This is a genomic window from Methanoculleus sp. UBA430, assembly GCF_002506585.1.
Taxonomy (GTDB): Archaea; Halobacteriota; Methanomicrobia; order Methanomicrobiales; family Methanoculleaceae; genus Methanoculleus.
On sequence record NZ_DAXW01000001.1, the window covers coordinates 124,724 to 139,576 of the forward strand.

Here is a 14,853-nt window from a genome sequence, read left to right on the forward strand (position 1 = left end):
GCTAACCGTGAGTGATGAGTTGGCTCCAGATACTCCTTCTTCTCGTCGCGGCATATCTCCTGATAGCCTTCTACATCCGCGACCGGGGGCTGTTTCGCGACCACGTCATGTTCTTCGGTCCTATCCTCGCCATCAAGACCGAACGGGTCGGCTTCTTTGACTGGTTCCGGAGGTTCAAGACACCGCTCCGGGCCTACGCAACGCTCGGGGTCCTCATGGTTGTGGTGGTCTCGGCCTTCATGACGCTCGCCCTGGTCCTCGCCGTCCCTCAACTGCTGGTCCACACCCCGGAGCCGACCGGGATCTACGACCCCCGGAACATCCTTGCGATACCCGGGGTCAACCAGGCAATACCGATCACGGCGGCCGTCATCATCGGTCTCGTGCTCACGATCGTCATCCACGAATTCGGCCACGCGATCCTCGCCCGGGTCGAGGATATGCGGGTGCGGAGCATGGGCCTTCTCATCGCCGTCATCCCGATAGGGGCGTTCGTCGAACCCGAAGAGGAGGATGTCGACGCGGCGAAAGGGATGCCGAAGATCCGGATGTTCGGTGCCGGGATCACAAACAACATCGTCATCGGCCTCGCCTGCTTTGTGGTGATGTTCCTCCTCATCGGGATGGCGACGCCCCTTGCCACACCGCTCGTCCAGGGGGTCTACAAGGACTACCCGGCGGCCGAGGCGGGCCTTCCCGGCTACTCGGTCATCACGAGCGTGAACGGCATCCCCGTGACGAGCCAGGAGGAGATCTCGGCAATCATGGATGAGACACGGCCGGGGGAGACGGTCACCCTGACGGCCGAACAGGATGGGGTCGAGAGGACCTACACCCTCACCCTCTCCGAATGGCCGGAGGCGCTCGGCGACGACCGGGACGCCGGGTTCATGGGGGTCTACTACTACAACGCTCCGGCCGTGAAGGAGCATATCGGGAACGTCGCGGACCTCGGCCTGCTTGCGCCGCTCTACCTGACGATAGCCCCGATCGACGCCTTCATTCAGGGCAACACCCAGCAGCTTGCGATCCTGCTCGCCGACACCCCCGAGCAGGTCGCCTGGAAAGAGCCGTTCCCCTTCTTCTGGGGCACGGTCCACCTTTTCTTCTGGACCGGGTGGTTCAACCTGCTGGTCGGGATGTTCAACGCCATCCCGATCGTCCCGCTCGACGGCGGCTACATGATGAAGGAGGGGGTGGAGCGGTTCTTCGAGCGGCGGGGCTGGTCGCGATACGCGCAGCGGGTCGTCGCCTCGATCAGCGGGTTCGTCACGGTGATGCTGATCCTCCTCATCACGATGCCGATGATCGTCGCGGCGCTGCGGTTCGTGCTGACGATGGGATAAAACCCTCCTCTTCTTCCTGCGGCCGAGGCGGCATCTCAAACTCTTGCGTGCCTCCACCATCGTCGGGCTCCCGGGCGGCGGCGACAGTCGGGGACGGGATCACTCGATCTCGTAAAAGTTGTTCAGATGCGAACAGGCGGATCGCAAGAACCGGTACCCCGACAGAGTCTCATCCGGTTCGGAATAATTCCGGGGCTGCATCTTATTCTCTTCATTCGCAAGCAGGTAGCAGACCTCTGAGTAGACCCTCTCTCGCACCAGTTTCAGGCAGGTCTGGTGATAGCGTTCGATATAGGAGGCTTCCTTAAACTCGGGAAAAACCTCAAAGTGCGGCTCGTTGTTTCTCACACTCTTTCGCGACTTCTCGCAGTCTTCCAGCAGGAGCAGATATCCAAGCCAGGGCGACGGAGATGTCTTGAAGGCTCCCTCCCTGTAGGCGGTCCAGAGGTCGTACGCACTCCCTAAAACCTCCTCTGTCCGGTTGTTGATATTGTTCCCGAACGATGGTCCCTTCTGGGACTTCAGTTCAAGGACGGCGACCAGTTCCTTCTTGCCGTCAGGATGGTGCTTGATAACAATAAGGTCCCACTGCTTCTCCGCACGGAAATATCCAGGAAGGTCAAGTGATCTCCTTTGTGTGCAGATATCACCCTCAGGGACCCCGAGATCCAGCAGCAGATCCCGGATAAGGAAGAAGAACTGATCCATGTGCTTCCCGCCCGTTGCCTCCGAGCGAAAACCCTGGTCTTTTACACCCCGGTTGTTCTGATCGTTTGCCTGTGATGCCCGCTTATCCCAGAAATACCGCACCGCACAGGAAAGATAGTCATTCCGGGAGATTTCCCGGAGTATTCTGTCGCTCACCATGAATTTGCCTCTATCAGAACAATCGGGACTGTTTTGCCTGATGAGTAAACCGTTCAACCTCCATGAGGAAATATTTTTCTTCTATCTCGACGCTGATACTGTTTCGCCCCCACCGCGCAGCAGCGAGGCCGGTCGTCCCCGTGCCGCCGAAGGGGTCGAGGACGGTGTCGCCCACGAACGAGAACATTCGTACAAGTCTCTCAGCCAGGTCCAGAGGGTAGGGTGCAGGGTGTTCCCGGGTCGATGCTCCTTTAAGGTCCCAGACCTGGCGGAACCATGCCTTCTGGTTCTCCTCCGAGATGACCGAGAGCAACCGTGCTTCAAGTGTGGGCTTCCGGTAACCGCCGGATTTCCTCTGGAAGAGGATGTACTCTATATCGTTCTTGACAATCCCGTTGGGTTCGTAAGGTTTGCCCAGGAACGATCCCGGTGAATCTGCCTCAAAGCAGGCGTTGGCTATCTTGTACCAGATGATCGGCGCCAGGTTGTCAAATCCGATCTTTCGGCAGTGTTCCTGAATGCTGGCATGGAGTGGCATGACGACATGACGCCCGGCCTCTCGCCGGGGTAAGCAGACGTCGCCGACAACGACGACCAGGCGGCCCCCGGGAACGAGAACCCGGTAGATATGCCTCCAGACCCTGTCAAGTTCCTCTAGGCCCCCGGGAACGAGAACCCGGTAGATATGCCTCCAGACCCTGTCAAGTTCCTCTAATCTCATAGTCCTCAATCTGTCCGAGCTGTTCGTCCTTCTCGGGGTATTTCTTCAGGGTCCAGTAGGGAGGCGATGTCACGACCAGATGAACGCTCTCATCGGGGAGAAAAGCAAGATTGCGGCTATCTGCGTTTACGAAACGGTGTTGTGTCGGCAGATTGCCGGATATGGCTTCTATCTCTTTCATCAGCGAGAGGTTCTTGGCTATCTTCGGGATGGCCCGCTGTCCCTCGCCCTCCGCCACCTCACGGATCTCAACCGGTACATACTCCTCCAGGGGCTGATCCTGCCCGGTTTTATTGATGAGAAACGATCTCTCGGCAAAGATGGGAGTCGTTCTCGGTGGATGAAACGGTCTGGAACTCATGCTGCTGATTCTATGATTGATATCCCTTCTTACATAACTGCACCGGAGTACCCCCTCTTAACGGTTGTCCACCCCGATTCATTGTGCGGGCCGACCCTCAGGTGCGGAGATCTCCTCATGCTGCTCCTCACCAGAGGACTCAGGCCCGACCGGGCGGCGGAGCAGGTCCACAGGTTCGACGGCGTGCCCCATGCCTATCCTTTCATATACCCGCTTCTAGTATCAAGGTGGCGCCGTGCGGGGTGAAAGTAAACGGACCAGGGGGTGCAACTCTCCCCAAGGGCTAAATTCCAGGACTTTCTTGCTCCCCTTGAACCCCGTTATTTGTCAGAAAGGCCGGGAGAAGACAGCGGGTAACCGGCACCGCCAGCGAGGATGGACAGCCCGGATTCGGCAAAAAGGTGGGGGGTACCCCCGGCGAAGTCTTACCCTTCCTCCTCCTTCCCGAGCATGTCCCGCGACTTCTTCTGGATCTCCACGTCGACATCGGTATCGATGCTCTTTACCGCCTCCTCTGCTGCCCGGAGTTCCTCCCGGGTCGGAATATCTCCAAGAATATCCTCCGGCGGCAACTCCACACCTTCCGGGACTTCGGGTGCCTCGGCCGTGGCGCCGAGGTACTCGGCAGCCTGTTTGACGACGCTTGAGAGCTCGAACGGGAAGATGATCTTCGTCGCCTGACCCTCGGCCATCTTCTTCAAGGCGTCAAGCGAGAGGACCGTGATCGCCCGCCGGTCCAGCGGCCGGGCACCGACCGAGAGGATGCGCAGCCCCTGCGCCTCGCCCTGCGCCTGCAAGATCCTTGATAGCCGTTCGCCCTCGGCCCGCAGAATCTTGCTCTGCCGCTCGCCCTCGGCCTCCAGGATGATGCTCTGCCGGTTCCCCTCCGCCTTGAGGATCGCCGCCCGCTTCTCACCGTCGGCACGGAGGATCGCGGCACGCCGCTCCCGCTCGGCTGCGGTCTGCTCGGTCATCGCCTGCTTGACCGCACCCACCGGGTCGACCTCCTTGATCTCCACCCGCTCGACCTTCACGCCCCAGGCGTCGGTCTCGCGGTCCAGGATATCTCGGAGACGGGCGTTGATGATATCCCGGTTGTAGAGGACCTCATCGAGCTCCATATCGCCGATGATCCCCCGCAGGCTTGTCTGCGCCAGCGCCACCGTCGCCGACCGGTAGTTCATCACCTCAAAGTAAGCCTTCTCGGGGTCGATCACCCGGACGTAGACGATCGCGTCCACGTTCGTCGGGGAGTTGTCCTTCGTGATCACCTCCTGCCGCGGGACATCCATCACCTCGGTCCGGAGATCGAGTTTCTTGACCACCGTGATCAGCGGGACCACCCACCGGAATCCGGGGTTCATCCTCCCGATATAGCGTCCCAGGCGTATCTGGAGCCCCTGTTCGTACGGCTGGACGATCACTACGCCACGGGCGAAGATGATGATGATGACAATAATGAGAAAGACCGTGATCAACCCGGTCCACGGAAACTCTCCGGTAAGAAGCATACTACACAACCTCCTTCACAACAACATGCACTCCCTCGGAGTGGATGACAATAACCCTTCTCCCGGCCGGGATGCTCCCGGACTCGGAACGCGCGCTCCAATCCATGCTCCCGAGCCGCACCTTCCCCGCGAGCGTCTCCGGATCGACCGGCGTGACCACAATCCCCTCAAGACCGACGAGTGAGTCCCGGGAGAGGGTCTTCGGCGGCTCTTTCCCCGGCGTGAGACGGGCGTAGAGCCAGACGGTGACGGAAGCCGCCCCGATTGCCGCAAGAACCCCGACGACGAGACCGGCAGGAGAACTGAGGATATCGACGCCGAGGAGGAGAAGGACCCCGAGGAGGATCAGGACTGTCGCAGGAACGGCGATGAAATATCCCGGCTGATAGACCTCGATCAGGAGCAGCACCGCCCCGAGCACGATCAGCACCCAGCCGAGAGCGATCCCCTCTGCAAGCATAGGGAATGAGTCTACTTTCGGCTATAAAACTCTGCTGAAGGGCATTATCACCCAAGATGTATCACCGGCGTGATCCGGGGGCGGCACGTTCGCTCGACCGTCAGGAGCACGCTGTCCGCCGGGATGGTGCTGATCCGGAACGCTTCACCTGGCGCCGCGTGGAACGCGAGGACAGCAAACCGGAGCGCCACGACCCCGAGGATCGCCCCCTCAAGCACCGTGAGACTGCCGCCCGCCGAACCCATACAGGATCCTTGCCTGCAGGGGATATCCCGGCCTTAGGCCCTGCCTCCCGGCACGTTCGCGCGGGCAAAGATCATCGGGGCGCCGAACGAGACCCAGGCGCCGGCGGCGGCGGCCCGGAGATACTGGAGGATGTAAGCAGCCCAGGCAGGGTCTTGCGGGACGAGAAACCCGAGCCCGAACCAGATCACCCCCGTCACGACGATCCCGAACGCGTAACGGAGCAGGCGGGCGGACCCCTTCCCGACGGCACACATGCTCCCGTGGTGATGCTCTGCGGCCGCACCGGCCGCGAACCCGAAGAAGAGCCCCGACGCCGTGACGGCGTCCCGGAGAAAGAGCGGGTGGATCGACTCGCCGGACCGCTCAAGCGCCCCCGCCGCCCAGGATGCCGGAACCTGCCAGTCACCGAGGGCGGTGAGGGCGGCAAAGGATATCAGCGCCAGAATGAGGGAACCCGCGAACGCGACGGTCACCTGCCGGGAGAGCGGGAGGGCGGCGACCCGGCGACCCACCGGCTCCTCGAGGACGAGGAACCCGAGAAGGACGATGACGCCGATTGCCCAGCCCGCAAGGACGTCGGTCGGGAAATGAACCCCGAGAACGACCCGGGACACGCCAATAAGGAAGATCATGGCAACCGCAACGAGAGAGAGCCACGTTTGCCGGACGTCGGCGGCGATCAGCCCCCAGAATGTCACCGCTCCCTGGGCGTGCGCCGATGGCAGCCCGAACGACGGGTGACTCCCGAGCGCCCGGACCTCCGGGCTGACCCAATAGGGACGGGGAAGATGAAACGCGACTTTCAGGGCCTCATTGAGCCCGCCCGATATCCCGATGAGAAGCCCGAGACGGAGCCCAAGACGCGGATCCCAGCACCAGTAGAGGATCGAGATGGCGAGCAGGTAGAACTCAGGCTGACCGAGGAGAGAGAAGAACTGCATCGGGGCCGCGAGCCACGCAGCCCCGACCTGGAGCGCCTGGATGAGCGCAATCTGGAAGTCGGTCATACCAGTCCGGAGAGATCAAGGTTCGCGAGTAGCTGGGGCATCGCCGCAGCGGTCCCGTTGATGATGAACTGGATGGCTATCGCGAGCACGATGATCGCCATCAGTTTCGGGACGACCCGCAGCCCCCCTTCCCCGATGAGAGAGAATATCCGGGGTCCGTAGAGCATCCCGACGTAGGAGATGCCGAGAGCCACGATTATCCCGAGAAAGACGGCGGCGAGGCCGGCGATACCTTCCGGCCCCGAGGCGAGCAGGATCACCGTCGTGATCGTCCCCGGACCGCACGAGAGCGGGAAGGCCAGCGGGACGATGGCGATGTTCTCCAGGTCCGCGGCCGAGTAGGTCTCGCTCTTCGTGCCGAGCATCCCGGTCGCCACGCTGACAAGCAGGATACCGCCGGCGATCTGGAATGCCGGGACGGTGATGCTGAAGATCGAGAAGATCAACTGCCCGGTGAGAGCGAAGAAAGCGAGCACGATGAAGGCTATCTTCATGGTGGTCTGAATGATATTCCGGCATTCGCACCTGTCCATCCCCTCGGTGAGCGCCGAATAAACCGCGACTGTGGAGGCCGGGTTCATCACCGCGACGATCGAAGCGACCGAGACCAGACTGAACCCTACAAACTCGACAAGCTCGGTGATCAGGTCCACGCCGGATCACCATACCAGAGGATCATACAGCGAGGTATGCGCCCCGGAAGCATACGTATTTTACGGTTCTTCAGCCGCAGCCACTTCGGGAACGTGAACCGCCGGGAATGCATCGAGGAGCGCCCGCGTCAGTTCCGCCCCGAGCGACGGCTGGACGGACTCGAGCCAGAGGAAGAACCCGGCCATGTGGGGCGTCCGCCGACTCTCGAACTTGAACCCGCCCGTCCTGTTTGGCACCATCTTGAGGTACTCCTTCTTGTTCCGTGTCCGCAGATAGATGATCGGCCGGTACTCCGGGATGTTCACAGCCAGGATAACCTTCGAGAACTGTTTCTGGATCGTCTCCGGATCGTAGGTCTTTCCCTTGATCCGGATGGGGTAGCGGGTGTCAAGCATCCGGATAGCAGAGGGGTAAAGGCCGCCGAAGAGAACTTTCTTCACGATCGGCGGGATCTCGTCCGGGGTGCCGAGTTCCCCGACGCCTTTCTTTGAGGTGACGGCGGCGACGATGCTCTGCAACCGTTCGTCATGCAATTTCTTGTAGTCGAACGGCCGCCGTGGAGGGATATCGGTGATCGAGATCAGTTTCTCGTGCCGGATCTGGCGAGGCGGACTTCGCTTCAGGTCCCGGGGGCGGATAAGTGCCTTCAGATTCTCGCAGGTAGGGGTGGTGAGGAGAGCGTTATCGGGCTCCTTGAGGAGGCGGCGGACGACGGCCGTCCTGGATATGTCGACCGAGGAGATGAGGAGGAACGGCACGGTCGGCTGACCGTAGAGGTAGCCGAAGAGCTGTTTCTTGTAGTGGATCTCCGCCTCGAACTCTTTTAAGTCAGCGGGAGAGGTGATGATCTCGCCGAACGTCAGGGCCCCGGTATGGTCGACAAGCATCATGTCCACCTCGGCAAGGTCCTGGCCGTTTCCCCGGACCTTGATATCCCCGATGTTCGAGTAAAAGAGCCCATTCTGGCCGAGTTGCGCACGCCGGACCTTCGACGGCCCGTCGGCCCCCCGGGCCACGACAGAGAGGATGAGGTCGGTCTGAGTCGAGAGGTCGAGGATCATCTCGTAGACAATCGCCTCAAACCACCGCCCTTCGGCGGTCCGCATCTCAGGGAGATCCTCGGAGAAGAGTTTTTTTCGATCAGCGGGGCGCAGGTGGCGCAGCGCTCTCATGATGATCGCCCGCGTCGGCTGAAGCGAGCTGAAATTTTTGTCGAGCCACGTAATCATTTGCAACATTCGTTCCACACAACTCTGGTATTGCTATCGTATTGAGGACCGGATGAGGGTCGGAGCACTCTCTGACAGGGAGTCTATCATCCTGCAGGTGCTCATAGAGTTTCCGGTCTCCAGGACTATGAAATTACGCATGGTCTCACCACCCCGGGAGGGGGGCATCGTCGCGATCGCCCGCACGACCGACTCCGGGCTCGAGAGAGATAGGTCACTCGTAGCGGAGCGCCTCGATGGGATTTAACCGCGCCGCCTTCCACGCAGGATAGAACCCGGCAACGATGCTCACTGCCGTCCCGAACGCCATCGCAAAGGCGGTGTAGCCGATTACCACGGCAACGGGGATACCATCCCCTCCCGAGACGGCGAAGTCGGCAAAGAGGCCCGCTACAGAGGTGGTGACAGAGTAGGCGATCGCCATGCTGACGACCCCACCGGCAAGACTGCCGGCGATCCCCAGGATCAGGCTCTCGTAGAGGAACATGAGGAGCACCTCCCGCCTTCGCGCCCCGATGCTCCGCATCAGCCCGATCTCCCCTGTCCGCTCCGTCACCGATATGATCATGACGTTGAGGATGCTCACGCTCGCAACGAGAAGCGAGACCGCGCCTATCCCGATGAGGAAGATGTTGATGGCGTCGAAGGTCTCGTAGTAGATCTCCAGGATCTCACGCGAGTCGAGCACGTCCACGACTTCTTTCCTGCGGTTGACCTGCTGGTCGATAGCGACCTTCACCTCCTCTATCTCGGCAAGATCGCCGACCTTCACGATGACCCGGCTGTAGTCCTGATCCCCGTGCCGCTCCGTGTACCACTCCTCCGTGACGATGAGAGCATAATCCGGGTTGATATCGATGCCCATCCCCCGTTCCGCCGCTATCCCCGCAACGCGGACGCTCTCGCCCCCGACCTCGATGCGGCTTCCGGGATGCAGGTCGAGTTCATCGGCAAGGAGCGAGCCCACCATCACCCCCGAAGACCCCGCCCGCGGGTAGGTCCCGGCTTCCTCCTCCAGCAGGAAGGGAATCTCGGTCGCCGGCATTGCGTAGAGCGCCACGTAGCCGCCCTTATCCCTGACCTGGAGGCGATCTGAGGCGAGGATCATGGGGATAACACGGTGCTGTTCGGCGGCCTTCTCAATCAACCCGAGGTCCCTCCCTGAGATCCGCGCAGCAAGGGTGTTGCGGGGGTCGAACGGGTCGCCGCTCGATATCGCGAGATGCGGCGTGACGAGCAGGGTGTCGCTCACATCCGAGACCATCCCCCCTACGAGTACCGAGAGGCTGCTCCCCATGATGCCGAGAGAGGCGATCGCGACGACACCGATGATGATGCCGACCGTTGCGAGGACCGAGCGGACTTTGTGCCGCTTGAGGTTCCGGACCGCGAGATCGAGGAAGATCATGTCCTGTCACACCCTGTCATCGCTGCCGCATCGCATCGACCGGGGCCAGTCGCGAAGCGATCCAGGCCGGGTAGAACCCGGCCGAGATGCTGGTTGCGATACCGAACGCCATCCCGAAGATGATGTACCCGACCGCGCTCAGGTTGAAGACCGTGAAGTTCTCGCCGAATGTCGTCCCGGCCGTGAAGACCTCGACCGCGGCGATGCTGATCAGGTAGCCGAAGACGGTGCTCGCGATGCCGCCGATGACGCTTCCGATGAGCCCGAGGATCACCGCTTCGTACAGGAAGATCCGGAGAACCTCCTGTCTGAGGGCGCCGATGCTGCGCATGACGCCGATCTCCCGGATACGTTCCGTCACCGAGATATACATGACGTTGAGGATGTTGACGGCAGCGACAACGAGAGATATCCCCCCGATACCGAGAAGAAAGACCGTGATCTGCTGGTAGATCTCCTCGTACTGCTGGAGCATCTCGCGCGAATCGAAGATATCCACCACCTCATCCCGCCGGTTGACCCGGCTCTCGATCGTCTCCTTCACGGTATCGATCTGCTCCGGAGCGCCGACCCGGACGATGACCATCGGATAGGCGTCGTGGGCCCCGAAGTGACCCTCGTACCAGTCGTCGGGGACGACGATCGCGTAGTCGGGGTTGATGTCGACGGCAAACCCGCGCTCTGCAAGCACGCCGGCCACCCGGATGCTCTGGTTCCCGATGGTGAGCCTTGAGCCAGGGGTTATGCCGTACTCTCGGGCAAGGTAGGTCCCGACGAGCGCTCCCGGCTGGTTCTGCCGGGGGTACTGCCCTTCCGCGATCTCGAGCAGGACGGGGATATCGCCCGATACGAGCCCGATGATCTGGGTATACCCGCTCTCGCCGCGGCCGAACTCCACCTCTTCCGCGCCCTGGAGCACCCGGATGGTGCGATGCGGGGCTGCCGCCCGCCGGATCTCCTCGACCTCGCGGGCGGGGATGCCGGCGTCCACCGCCGTCCGCGGATCTCCGGCAAAGGTCTCGCCGATCGCGGTGTGCGGCGTGATCACAACTGTGTCCCCGACATCAGTGATGATGTTCGCGACGAGGAGGTTGATGCTATTGCCCATGATGCCGAGGGAGGCGATCGCGACGACACCGATGACGATCCCGATGATCGAGAGCGCCGAACGGATCCAGTGCCGCCGGAGGTTCCTCGCCGCGAACGAGAAGAAGGTCACACCAGCCTCCCATCGACAATCCGGATCGTGCGGCGGGCATACGCAGCGACCCCCGGGTCGTGAGTCACCATGATGACCGTCTTGCCCTCCCGGTTCTCCGCCGCGAGGATCCCCATGATCGCGGTCCCGGTCTTCGAGTCCAGGTTCCCGGTCGGCTCGTCGCAGAGGAGGAGGTCGGGGTCGTTCACGAGCGCCCGGGCGATCGCCACGCGCTGCTGTTCGCCGCCCGAGAGTTCGCCCGGTCTGTGGGAGAAGAGGGCGTCGTCGAGGTGCATCATCCGCAGGACCTCAATCGCCCGTTGCCGGCTCTCCTCCCTGCCGGCGGTGAGGACGAGGGGGAACTCGACGTTCTCGACCGCCGAGAGGAGCGGGATGAGGTTGAACTGCTGGAAGACGAACCCGATGCGGTCCCGTCGGAGCCGGGTGAGGTCGTCGTCGCTCATCCGGGAGATCTCCTGCCCGGAGAGGTAGATCTTCCCGGAGGTCGGGACGTCCAGACAGCCCATCATGTTTAAGAGCGTCGATTTCCCGGAGCCCGAGGGCCCCATCACGGCGATGAACTCGCCCGGTTCGACGGTGAGGGAGACGTGGTCGAGCGCCACGACATCGCCGGCCGGGAGTGGATAGATCTTGCTCACATCCTCGAACCGGAGGATGGGCGTGCTGCTCGTCGCCGCCTTCTCCGAAGGGGCGTCGACTGTGATGAGGCCGGGACGATCGGTTTCCACACAGGAGAATGGAGAGAGCCCCTACTTCAACGTTACTCCCGCGCGGCCCGGGAGCCGACATAAAGCCTTTGACGGCAGAGGGCGATACCTCTTGATACAACCGCCGCCCCGCCGGGGATCCGAGGAGAGCATGGGACAGAACAACATCTACATCATCGGCCACAGGCAGCCGGACACCGACAGTATCTGTAGCGTCATCGGCTACGCCGAACTCCGTAACCACGCCGAACCGGGGAAGTACATCCCCGCCCGGTGCGGAGAGGTGAGTGCCGAGACACGGTTTGCGCTCGATACGTTCAACGCTGAAGCGCCGGCCTATATAGCGAGCGTCGAGCCCACGGTATCGGATATACCGCTCGACACCCGGAGCGTCCGGCAGGACGTCCCGACAATCGACGTCGCCGCCCTGATGGACACCTACGACATGCGGAACATGCCGATCACGGACGAAAACGAGACCCTGGTCGGCCTCGTCAGCGAGTATGGCCTTGCCCGGGCCTACGTCCGGAAGAACCCCCGAGAACAGCTCTCGCTCATACCGATGCCGCTTGAGACGCTCGCCCGCATCCTCGACGCCCGGACGGTCGTGCCGGCACGCGAAACCCTCGGGGAAGGCCGGGTCTACACCGTCATCGACGCCCTGCACGTCACCCTCTCCCGGATGACACCGGACGACATCGCGATCGTCGGGGATAACGAACCGGCCCAGCTTGCCCTGATATCGGCCGGGGTCGCCGCACTCATCATTGCCGAAGGGGCGCCGGTGGGCGAACGGGTGATCGCCGCCGCCCGGACACGAGGGGCTGCCGTGCTTTCGACGACGCTCGATGCCTTCAGCGTCGGCAAGATGATCAGCCTCTCTCTTCCAGCGAGCATGATCATGGAGACCGATGTCCCCACGGTGCGAATGGAGGATTCAATCGAGTACGCGAAACAGATCGTCTCGAACTCCAAGTTCAGGACAGCCTGTGTCGTCGGGGAAGGGCGGCAGCACATCGGGCTCATATCCCGGACGACATTGATGCAGGACGTCCAGAAGTCGGTGATCCTGCTCGACCACAACGAGTACTCCCAGGCCGTGGACGGGATCGAGCAGGCCGATATCCTCGAGATCATCGACCACCACCGCCTCGGCGCGATCTCTACCCTCAAGCCGGTGAAGTTCCTGAACGACCCCGTGGGGTCGACCTCGACGATCGTGGCGAACAAGTTCATCGAGGCCTGCGTGGAGCCCACGCCGTCGACCGCCGGGCTCCTCCTCGCGGGGATCCTCTCGGACACGCTGGTGATGAAACTCTCGACAACCACGCCCGTGGATATTCGGGCGGCGGACTACCTCGCGGAGATCACCGGGATCGACCCGGCCGAGTTCGGGCCGGAACTGATCCGGAGAGGCATGGACCTTGATGGCCTCCCCAGGGAGGAACTCCTCACCCGGGACATGAAGCGTTACAACCTCTTTGGGCGGAGCATCATGGTCTCACAGGTGATGACGTCGTCGTTTGCGTTTGCAGAGAACAACGCCGGCGAGATCCGGGCCGAACTCGAGCACTTGCGGACGACGATGGGGGTCGACTGCTTCTTCGCTCTCTTTACGAACGTCTTCGCGAACGCAAGCGACCTCTTCGCCGCCGGGGACGAAGCCTGCATCACCAAACTGGACCTGCGGGACCAGCCCGTCCGGCTCGAGGGTGTCATGTCCCGGAAAAAAGATTTTATCCCGAAGTTCGGGCAGATGTTCCGGCAGCTCTAGCCGCCGGAGCCCTATCACTTCTTTCTCTGCCGGAGTACATCGGCAGCGTAGCGGGCGAGCCAGTAGACGCCGTCGGTCGAGGGGTGGACCTCGACGATATCGTCGAACTCGTCGACGGTGACGCCCTGTTTCATCAGGTAGCCGATGTAGGAGAGGAGGTTCGACGCCCCGGGGACGGCGGCGGCGGCCCCGATGAGTCGGCCGGTCTCCGGATCGACCCTGACCTGCGCAAGCCCGGCAAACCCTCCCGTCACGTCCCAGAACGAGCCGGGGCCTGCGGGTGCGGGGGCTGATAGGGTGAAGCCGCCTTCGGGACCGGCCGTGGCAGAGGCATAGTCGTAGCGGAGGCTCATCGCGTGGGGAATGCCCATATAGTCCATGATGGTGGGATGACCGAGGATGTTCTCGGCTGCCACCACGCCCTCCCGGCGGGCAGCGGGGGTGAGGTACGGCGGGCCGATGACGTCGCCGGCGGCGTAGACATTGGGGAGACTGGTCCGCATCTGCCGGTCCACGATAACTGCGCCGTCCGGGCCTTTGCGGAGGCCTTGCAGCGACTCCGACCGGGGGACGAGCCCGGTGGCCAGCAGGACGGCGTCGGCCGCTAACTCCTCGCCGCCGGAAAGAAGGACCGAACGAACCCTTCCTGCACCCTCGATACTCGCAAGCCCGGTCTCTTCCCGGACGCCGACCCCGGAAAGATCGCGCAGCGCAGCGGAACGCATCTTCGGATCAAGGTCCCGGAGCAGCCCGTGCCGGGTGACGATCTCGACCTCGGACCCGAAGGCATGGAATATGTGGGCGAACTCCGCCGCCACCACACCGCCGCCGACGATGACCATCCGCCGGGGAAGATCAGGCATCTCGGGAAGCGTCTGGTAGGTGTAGACGCCGGAGAGGTTGGTACCGGGGATCTCGGGGATTGCCGCTCGCGACCCGGTGGCCGCGAGGACGGCGTCTGCCCGGACCTCCTCGTCGTCGATGAAGACCCGGTTGCCTTCCAGGCGACCGACGGCGCCATAGATCACCTCGACCCCCGCCCGGCGGGTCTCGGCATCGAGGACCGAGGAGAGTTTCTCCTGGACCTCGCAGACCCGCTTCCGTATCGCCGGGTAGGAGACAGTCGGGACCGAATCGAGGATACCGAGGTCTTTCTGGGTCCGCGCGTACTCGACGAGCCGGGCGGTATCGTTCAAGGCACAGACAGTCATGCACCGCTCGTGGAGGCACTGTCCGCCGATCTTACGCCGCTCGATGAGCCGGACCTCCGCCCCGGTCTGCGCGAGGTGCATCGCCCCGAGCCTTCCCGCGGGCCCGCCGCCGATGACGACAATCATGGTATA

The 14,853-nt window shown here is 62.4% G+C and carries 15 protein-coding genes; 2 read left to right on the forward strand and 13 right to left on the reverse strand.

Annotated elements, in window-relative coordinates; all coding sequences use genetic code 11:
• Nucleotides 1-14 precede the first annotated feature (14 nt).
• Nucleotides 15-1,346 carry a site-2 protease family protein gene (locus tag BRA49_RS00630; RefSeq protein ID WP_292382548.1) on the forward strand — a complete coding sequence of 444 codons (1,332 nt, stop codon included), beginning with the start codon at nt 15-17 and terminating at the stop codon, nt 1,344-1,346.
• A 99-nt stretch (nt 1,347-1,445) separates the two neighbouring features.
• Here BRA49_RS00630 and BRA49_RS00635 read toward each other — a convergent pair whose 3' ends face one another.
• The 12 genes from BRA49_RS00635 to BRA49_RS00690 all read right to left on the reverse strand — a co-directional run bounded on the left by BRA49_RS00635 (nt 1,446) and on the right by BRA49_RS00690 (nt 11,733).
• On the reverse strand, nt 1,446-2,213 hold the full coding sequence (locus BRA49_RS00635) for a PaeR7I family type II restriction endonuclease (RefSeq protein ID WP_292382549.1): 768 nt from the start codon (nt 2,211-2,213) through the stop codon (nt 1,446-1,448).
• Nucleotides 2,214-2,226: 13 nt separating this feature from the next.
• Entirely contained in the window at nt 2,227-2,934 is a 708-nt protein-coding gene (locus BRA49_RS00640; protein ID WP_292382551.1) for a DNA-methyltransferase, read from the reverse strand.
• Complete coding sequence (locus BRA49_RS00645; RefSeq protein WP_292382554.1) at nt 2,915-3,295, reverse strand: hypothetical protein; 381 nt, start codon at nt 3,293-3,295, stop codon at nt 2,915-2,917. Before BRA49_RS00645 ends, BRA49_RS00640 begins: the two co-directional genes overlap by 20 nt.
• Nucleotides 3,296-3,720: 425 nt before the next feature.
• Nucleotides 3,721-4,806, reverse strand: coding sequence for an SPFH domain-containing protein (locus BRA49_RS00650; RefSeq protein WP_292382555.1), 1,086 nt, complete (start codon nt 4,804-4,806; stop codon nt 3,721-3,723).
• Between the two features lies 1 nt (nt 4,807).
• Nucleotides 4,808-5,266: an NfeD family protein gene (locus BRA49_RS00655; RefSeq protein WP_292382556.1), complete on the reverse strand. Its 459-nt coding sequence runs from the start codon at nt 5,264-5,266 to the stop codon at nt 4,808-4,810.
• A gap of 47 nt (nt 5,267-5,313) precedes the next feature.
• The gene (locus BRA49_RS00660; RefSeq protein ID WP_292382557.1) at nt 5,314-5,511 is read right to left on the reverse strand and encodes a hypothetical protein; all 198 of its coding nucleotides are present in this window, start codon (nt 5,509-5,511) and stop codon (nt 5,314-5,316) included.
• A gap of 33 nt (nt 5,512-5,544) precedes the next feature.
• On the reverse strand, nt 5,545-6,519 hold the full coding sequence (locus tag BRA49_RS00665) for a phosphatase PAP2 family protein (protein ID WP_292382559.1): 975 nt from the start codon (nt 6,517-6,519) through the stop codon (nt 5,545-5,547).
• Nucleotides 6,516-7,172 carry a MarC family protein gene (locus BRA49_RS00670; RefSeq protein ID WP_292382561.1) on the reverse strand — a complete coding sequence of 219 codons (657 nt, stop codon included), beginning with the start codon at nt 7,170-7,172 and terminating at the stop codon, nt 6,516-6,518. The genes BRA49_RS00665 and BRA49_RS00670 overlap by 4 nt, the downstream gene beginning before the upstream one ends.
• 60 nt (nt 7,173-7,232) lie before the next feature.
• Nucleotides 7,233-8,402 (reverse strand): hypothetical protein, encoded by a 1,170-nt coding sequence (locus tag BRA49_RS00675; RefSeq protein ID WP_292382563.1) that lies wholly within the window; start codon nt 8,400-8,402, stop codon nt 7,233-7,235.
• Nucleotides 8,403-8,616: 214 nt separating this feature from the next.
• Nucleotides 8,617-9,810: an ABC transporter permease gene (locus tag BRA49_RS00680; RefSeq protein WP_292382565.1), complete on the reverse strand. Its 1,194-nt coding sequence runs from the start codon at nt 9,808-9,810 to the stop codon at nt 8,617-8,619.
• Between the two features lie 16 nt (nt 9,811-9,826).
• Nucleotides 9,827-11,029, reverse strand: coding sequence for an ABC transporter permease (locus tag BRA49_RS00685; RefSeq protein WP_292382566.1), 1,203 nt, complete (start codon nt 11,027-11,029; stop codon nt 9,827-9,829).
• Complete coding sequence (locus tag BRA49_RS00690; RefSeq protein ID WP_292382762.1) at nt 11,026-11,733, reverse strand: ABC transporter ATP-binding protein; 708 nt, start codon at nt 11,731-11,733, stop codon at nt 11,026-11,028. The genes BRA49_RS00685 and BRA49_RS00690 overlap by 4 nt, the downstream gene beginning before the upstream one ends.
• 154 nt (nt 11,734-11,887) lie before the next feature.
• Between BRA49_RS00690 and BRA49_RS00695 the strand changes: the two genes are divergently transcribed.
• Complete coding sequence (locus tag BRA49_RS00695) at nt 11,888-13,510, forward strand: putative manganese-dependent inorganic diphosphatase (RefSeq protein ID WP_292382568.1); 1,623 nt, start codon at nt 11,888-11,890, stop codon at nt 13,508-13,510.
• Nucleotides 13,511-13,524: 14 nt separating this feature from the next.
• Here the strand turns inward: BRA49_RS00695 and BRA49_RS00700 are convergent, their stop codons facing one another.
• Nucleotides 13,525-14,847: a dihydrolipoyl dehydrogenase family protein gene (locus tag BRA49_RS00700; RefSeq protein WP_292382570.1), complete on the reverse strand. Its 1,323-nt coding sequence runs from the start codon at nt 14,845-14,847 to the stop codon at nt 13,525-13,527.
• Nucleotides 14,848-14,853 lie beyond the last annotated feature (6 nt).

Coding starts and splice junctions, on each gene's coding strand:
- BRA49_RS00630 (WP_292382548.1), top strand. CDS start 15: ATGAGTTGGCTCCAGATACTCCTTCTTCTCGTCGCGGCATATCTCCTG.
- BRA49_RS00635 (WP_292382549.1), bottom strand. CDS start 2,213: ATGGTGAGCGACAGAATACTCCGGGAAATCTCCCGGAATGACTATCTT.
- BRA49_RS00640 (WP_292382551.1), bottom strand. CDS start 2,934: ATGAGATTAGAGGAACTTGACAGGGTCTGGAGGCATATCTACCGGGTT.
- BRA49_RS00645 (WP_292382554.1), bottom strand. CDS start 3,295: ATGAGTTCCAGACCGTTTCATCCACCGAGAACGACTCCCATCTTTGCC.
- BRA49_RS00650 (WP_292382555.1), bottom strand. CDS start 4,806: ATGCTTCTTACCGGAGAGTTTCCGTGGACCGGGTTGATCACGGTCTTT.
- BRA49_RS00655 (WP_292382556.1), bottom strand. CDS start 5,266: ATGCTTGCAGAGGGGATCGCTCTCGGCTGGGTGCTGATCGTGCTCGGG.
- BRA49_RS00660 (WP_292382557.1), bottom strand. CDS start 5,511: ATGGGTTCGGCGGGCGGCAGTCTCACGGTGCTTGAGGGGGCGATCCTC.
- BRA49_RS00665 (WP_292382559.1), bottom strand. CDS start 6,519: ATGACCGACTTCCAGATTGCGCTCATCCAGGCGCTCCAGGTCGGGGCT.
- BRA49_RS00675 (WP_292382563.1), bottom strand. CDS start 8,402: ATGATTACGTGGCTCGACAAAAATTTCAGCTCGCTTCAGCCGACGCGG.
- BRA49_RS00680 (WP_292382565.1), bottom strand. CDS start 9,810: ATGATCTTCCTCGATCTCGCGGTCCGGAACCTCAAGCGGCACAAAGTC.
- BRA49_RS00695 (WP_292382568.1), top strand. CDS start 11,888: ATGGGACAGAACAACATCTACATCATCGGCCACAGGCAGCCGGACACC.
- BRA49_RS00700 (WP_292382570.1), bottom strand. CDS start 14,847: ATGATTGTCGTCATCGGCGGCGGGCCCGCGGGAAGGCTCGGGGCGATG.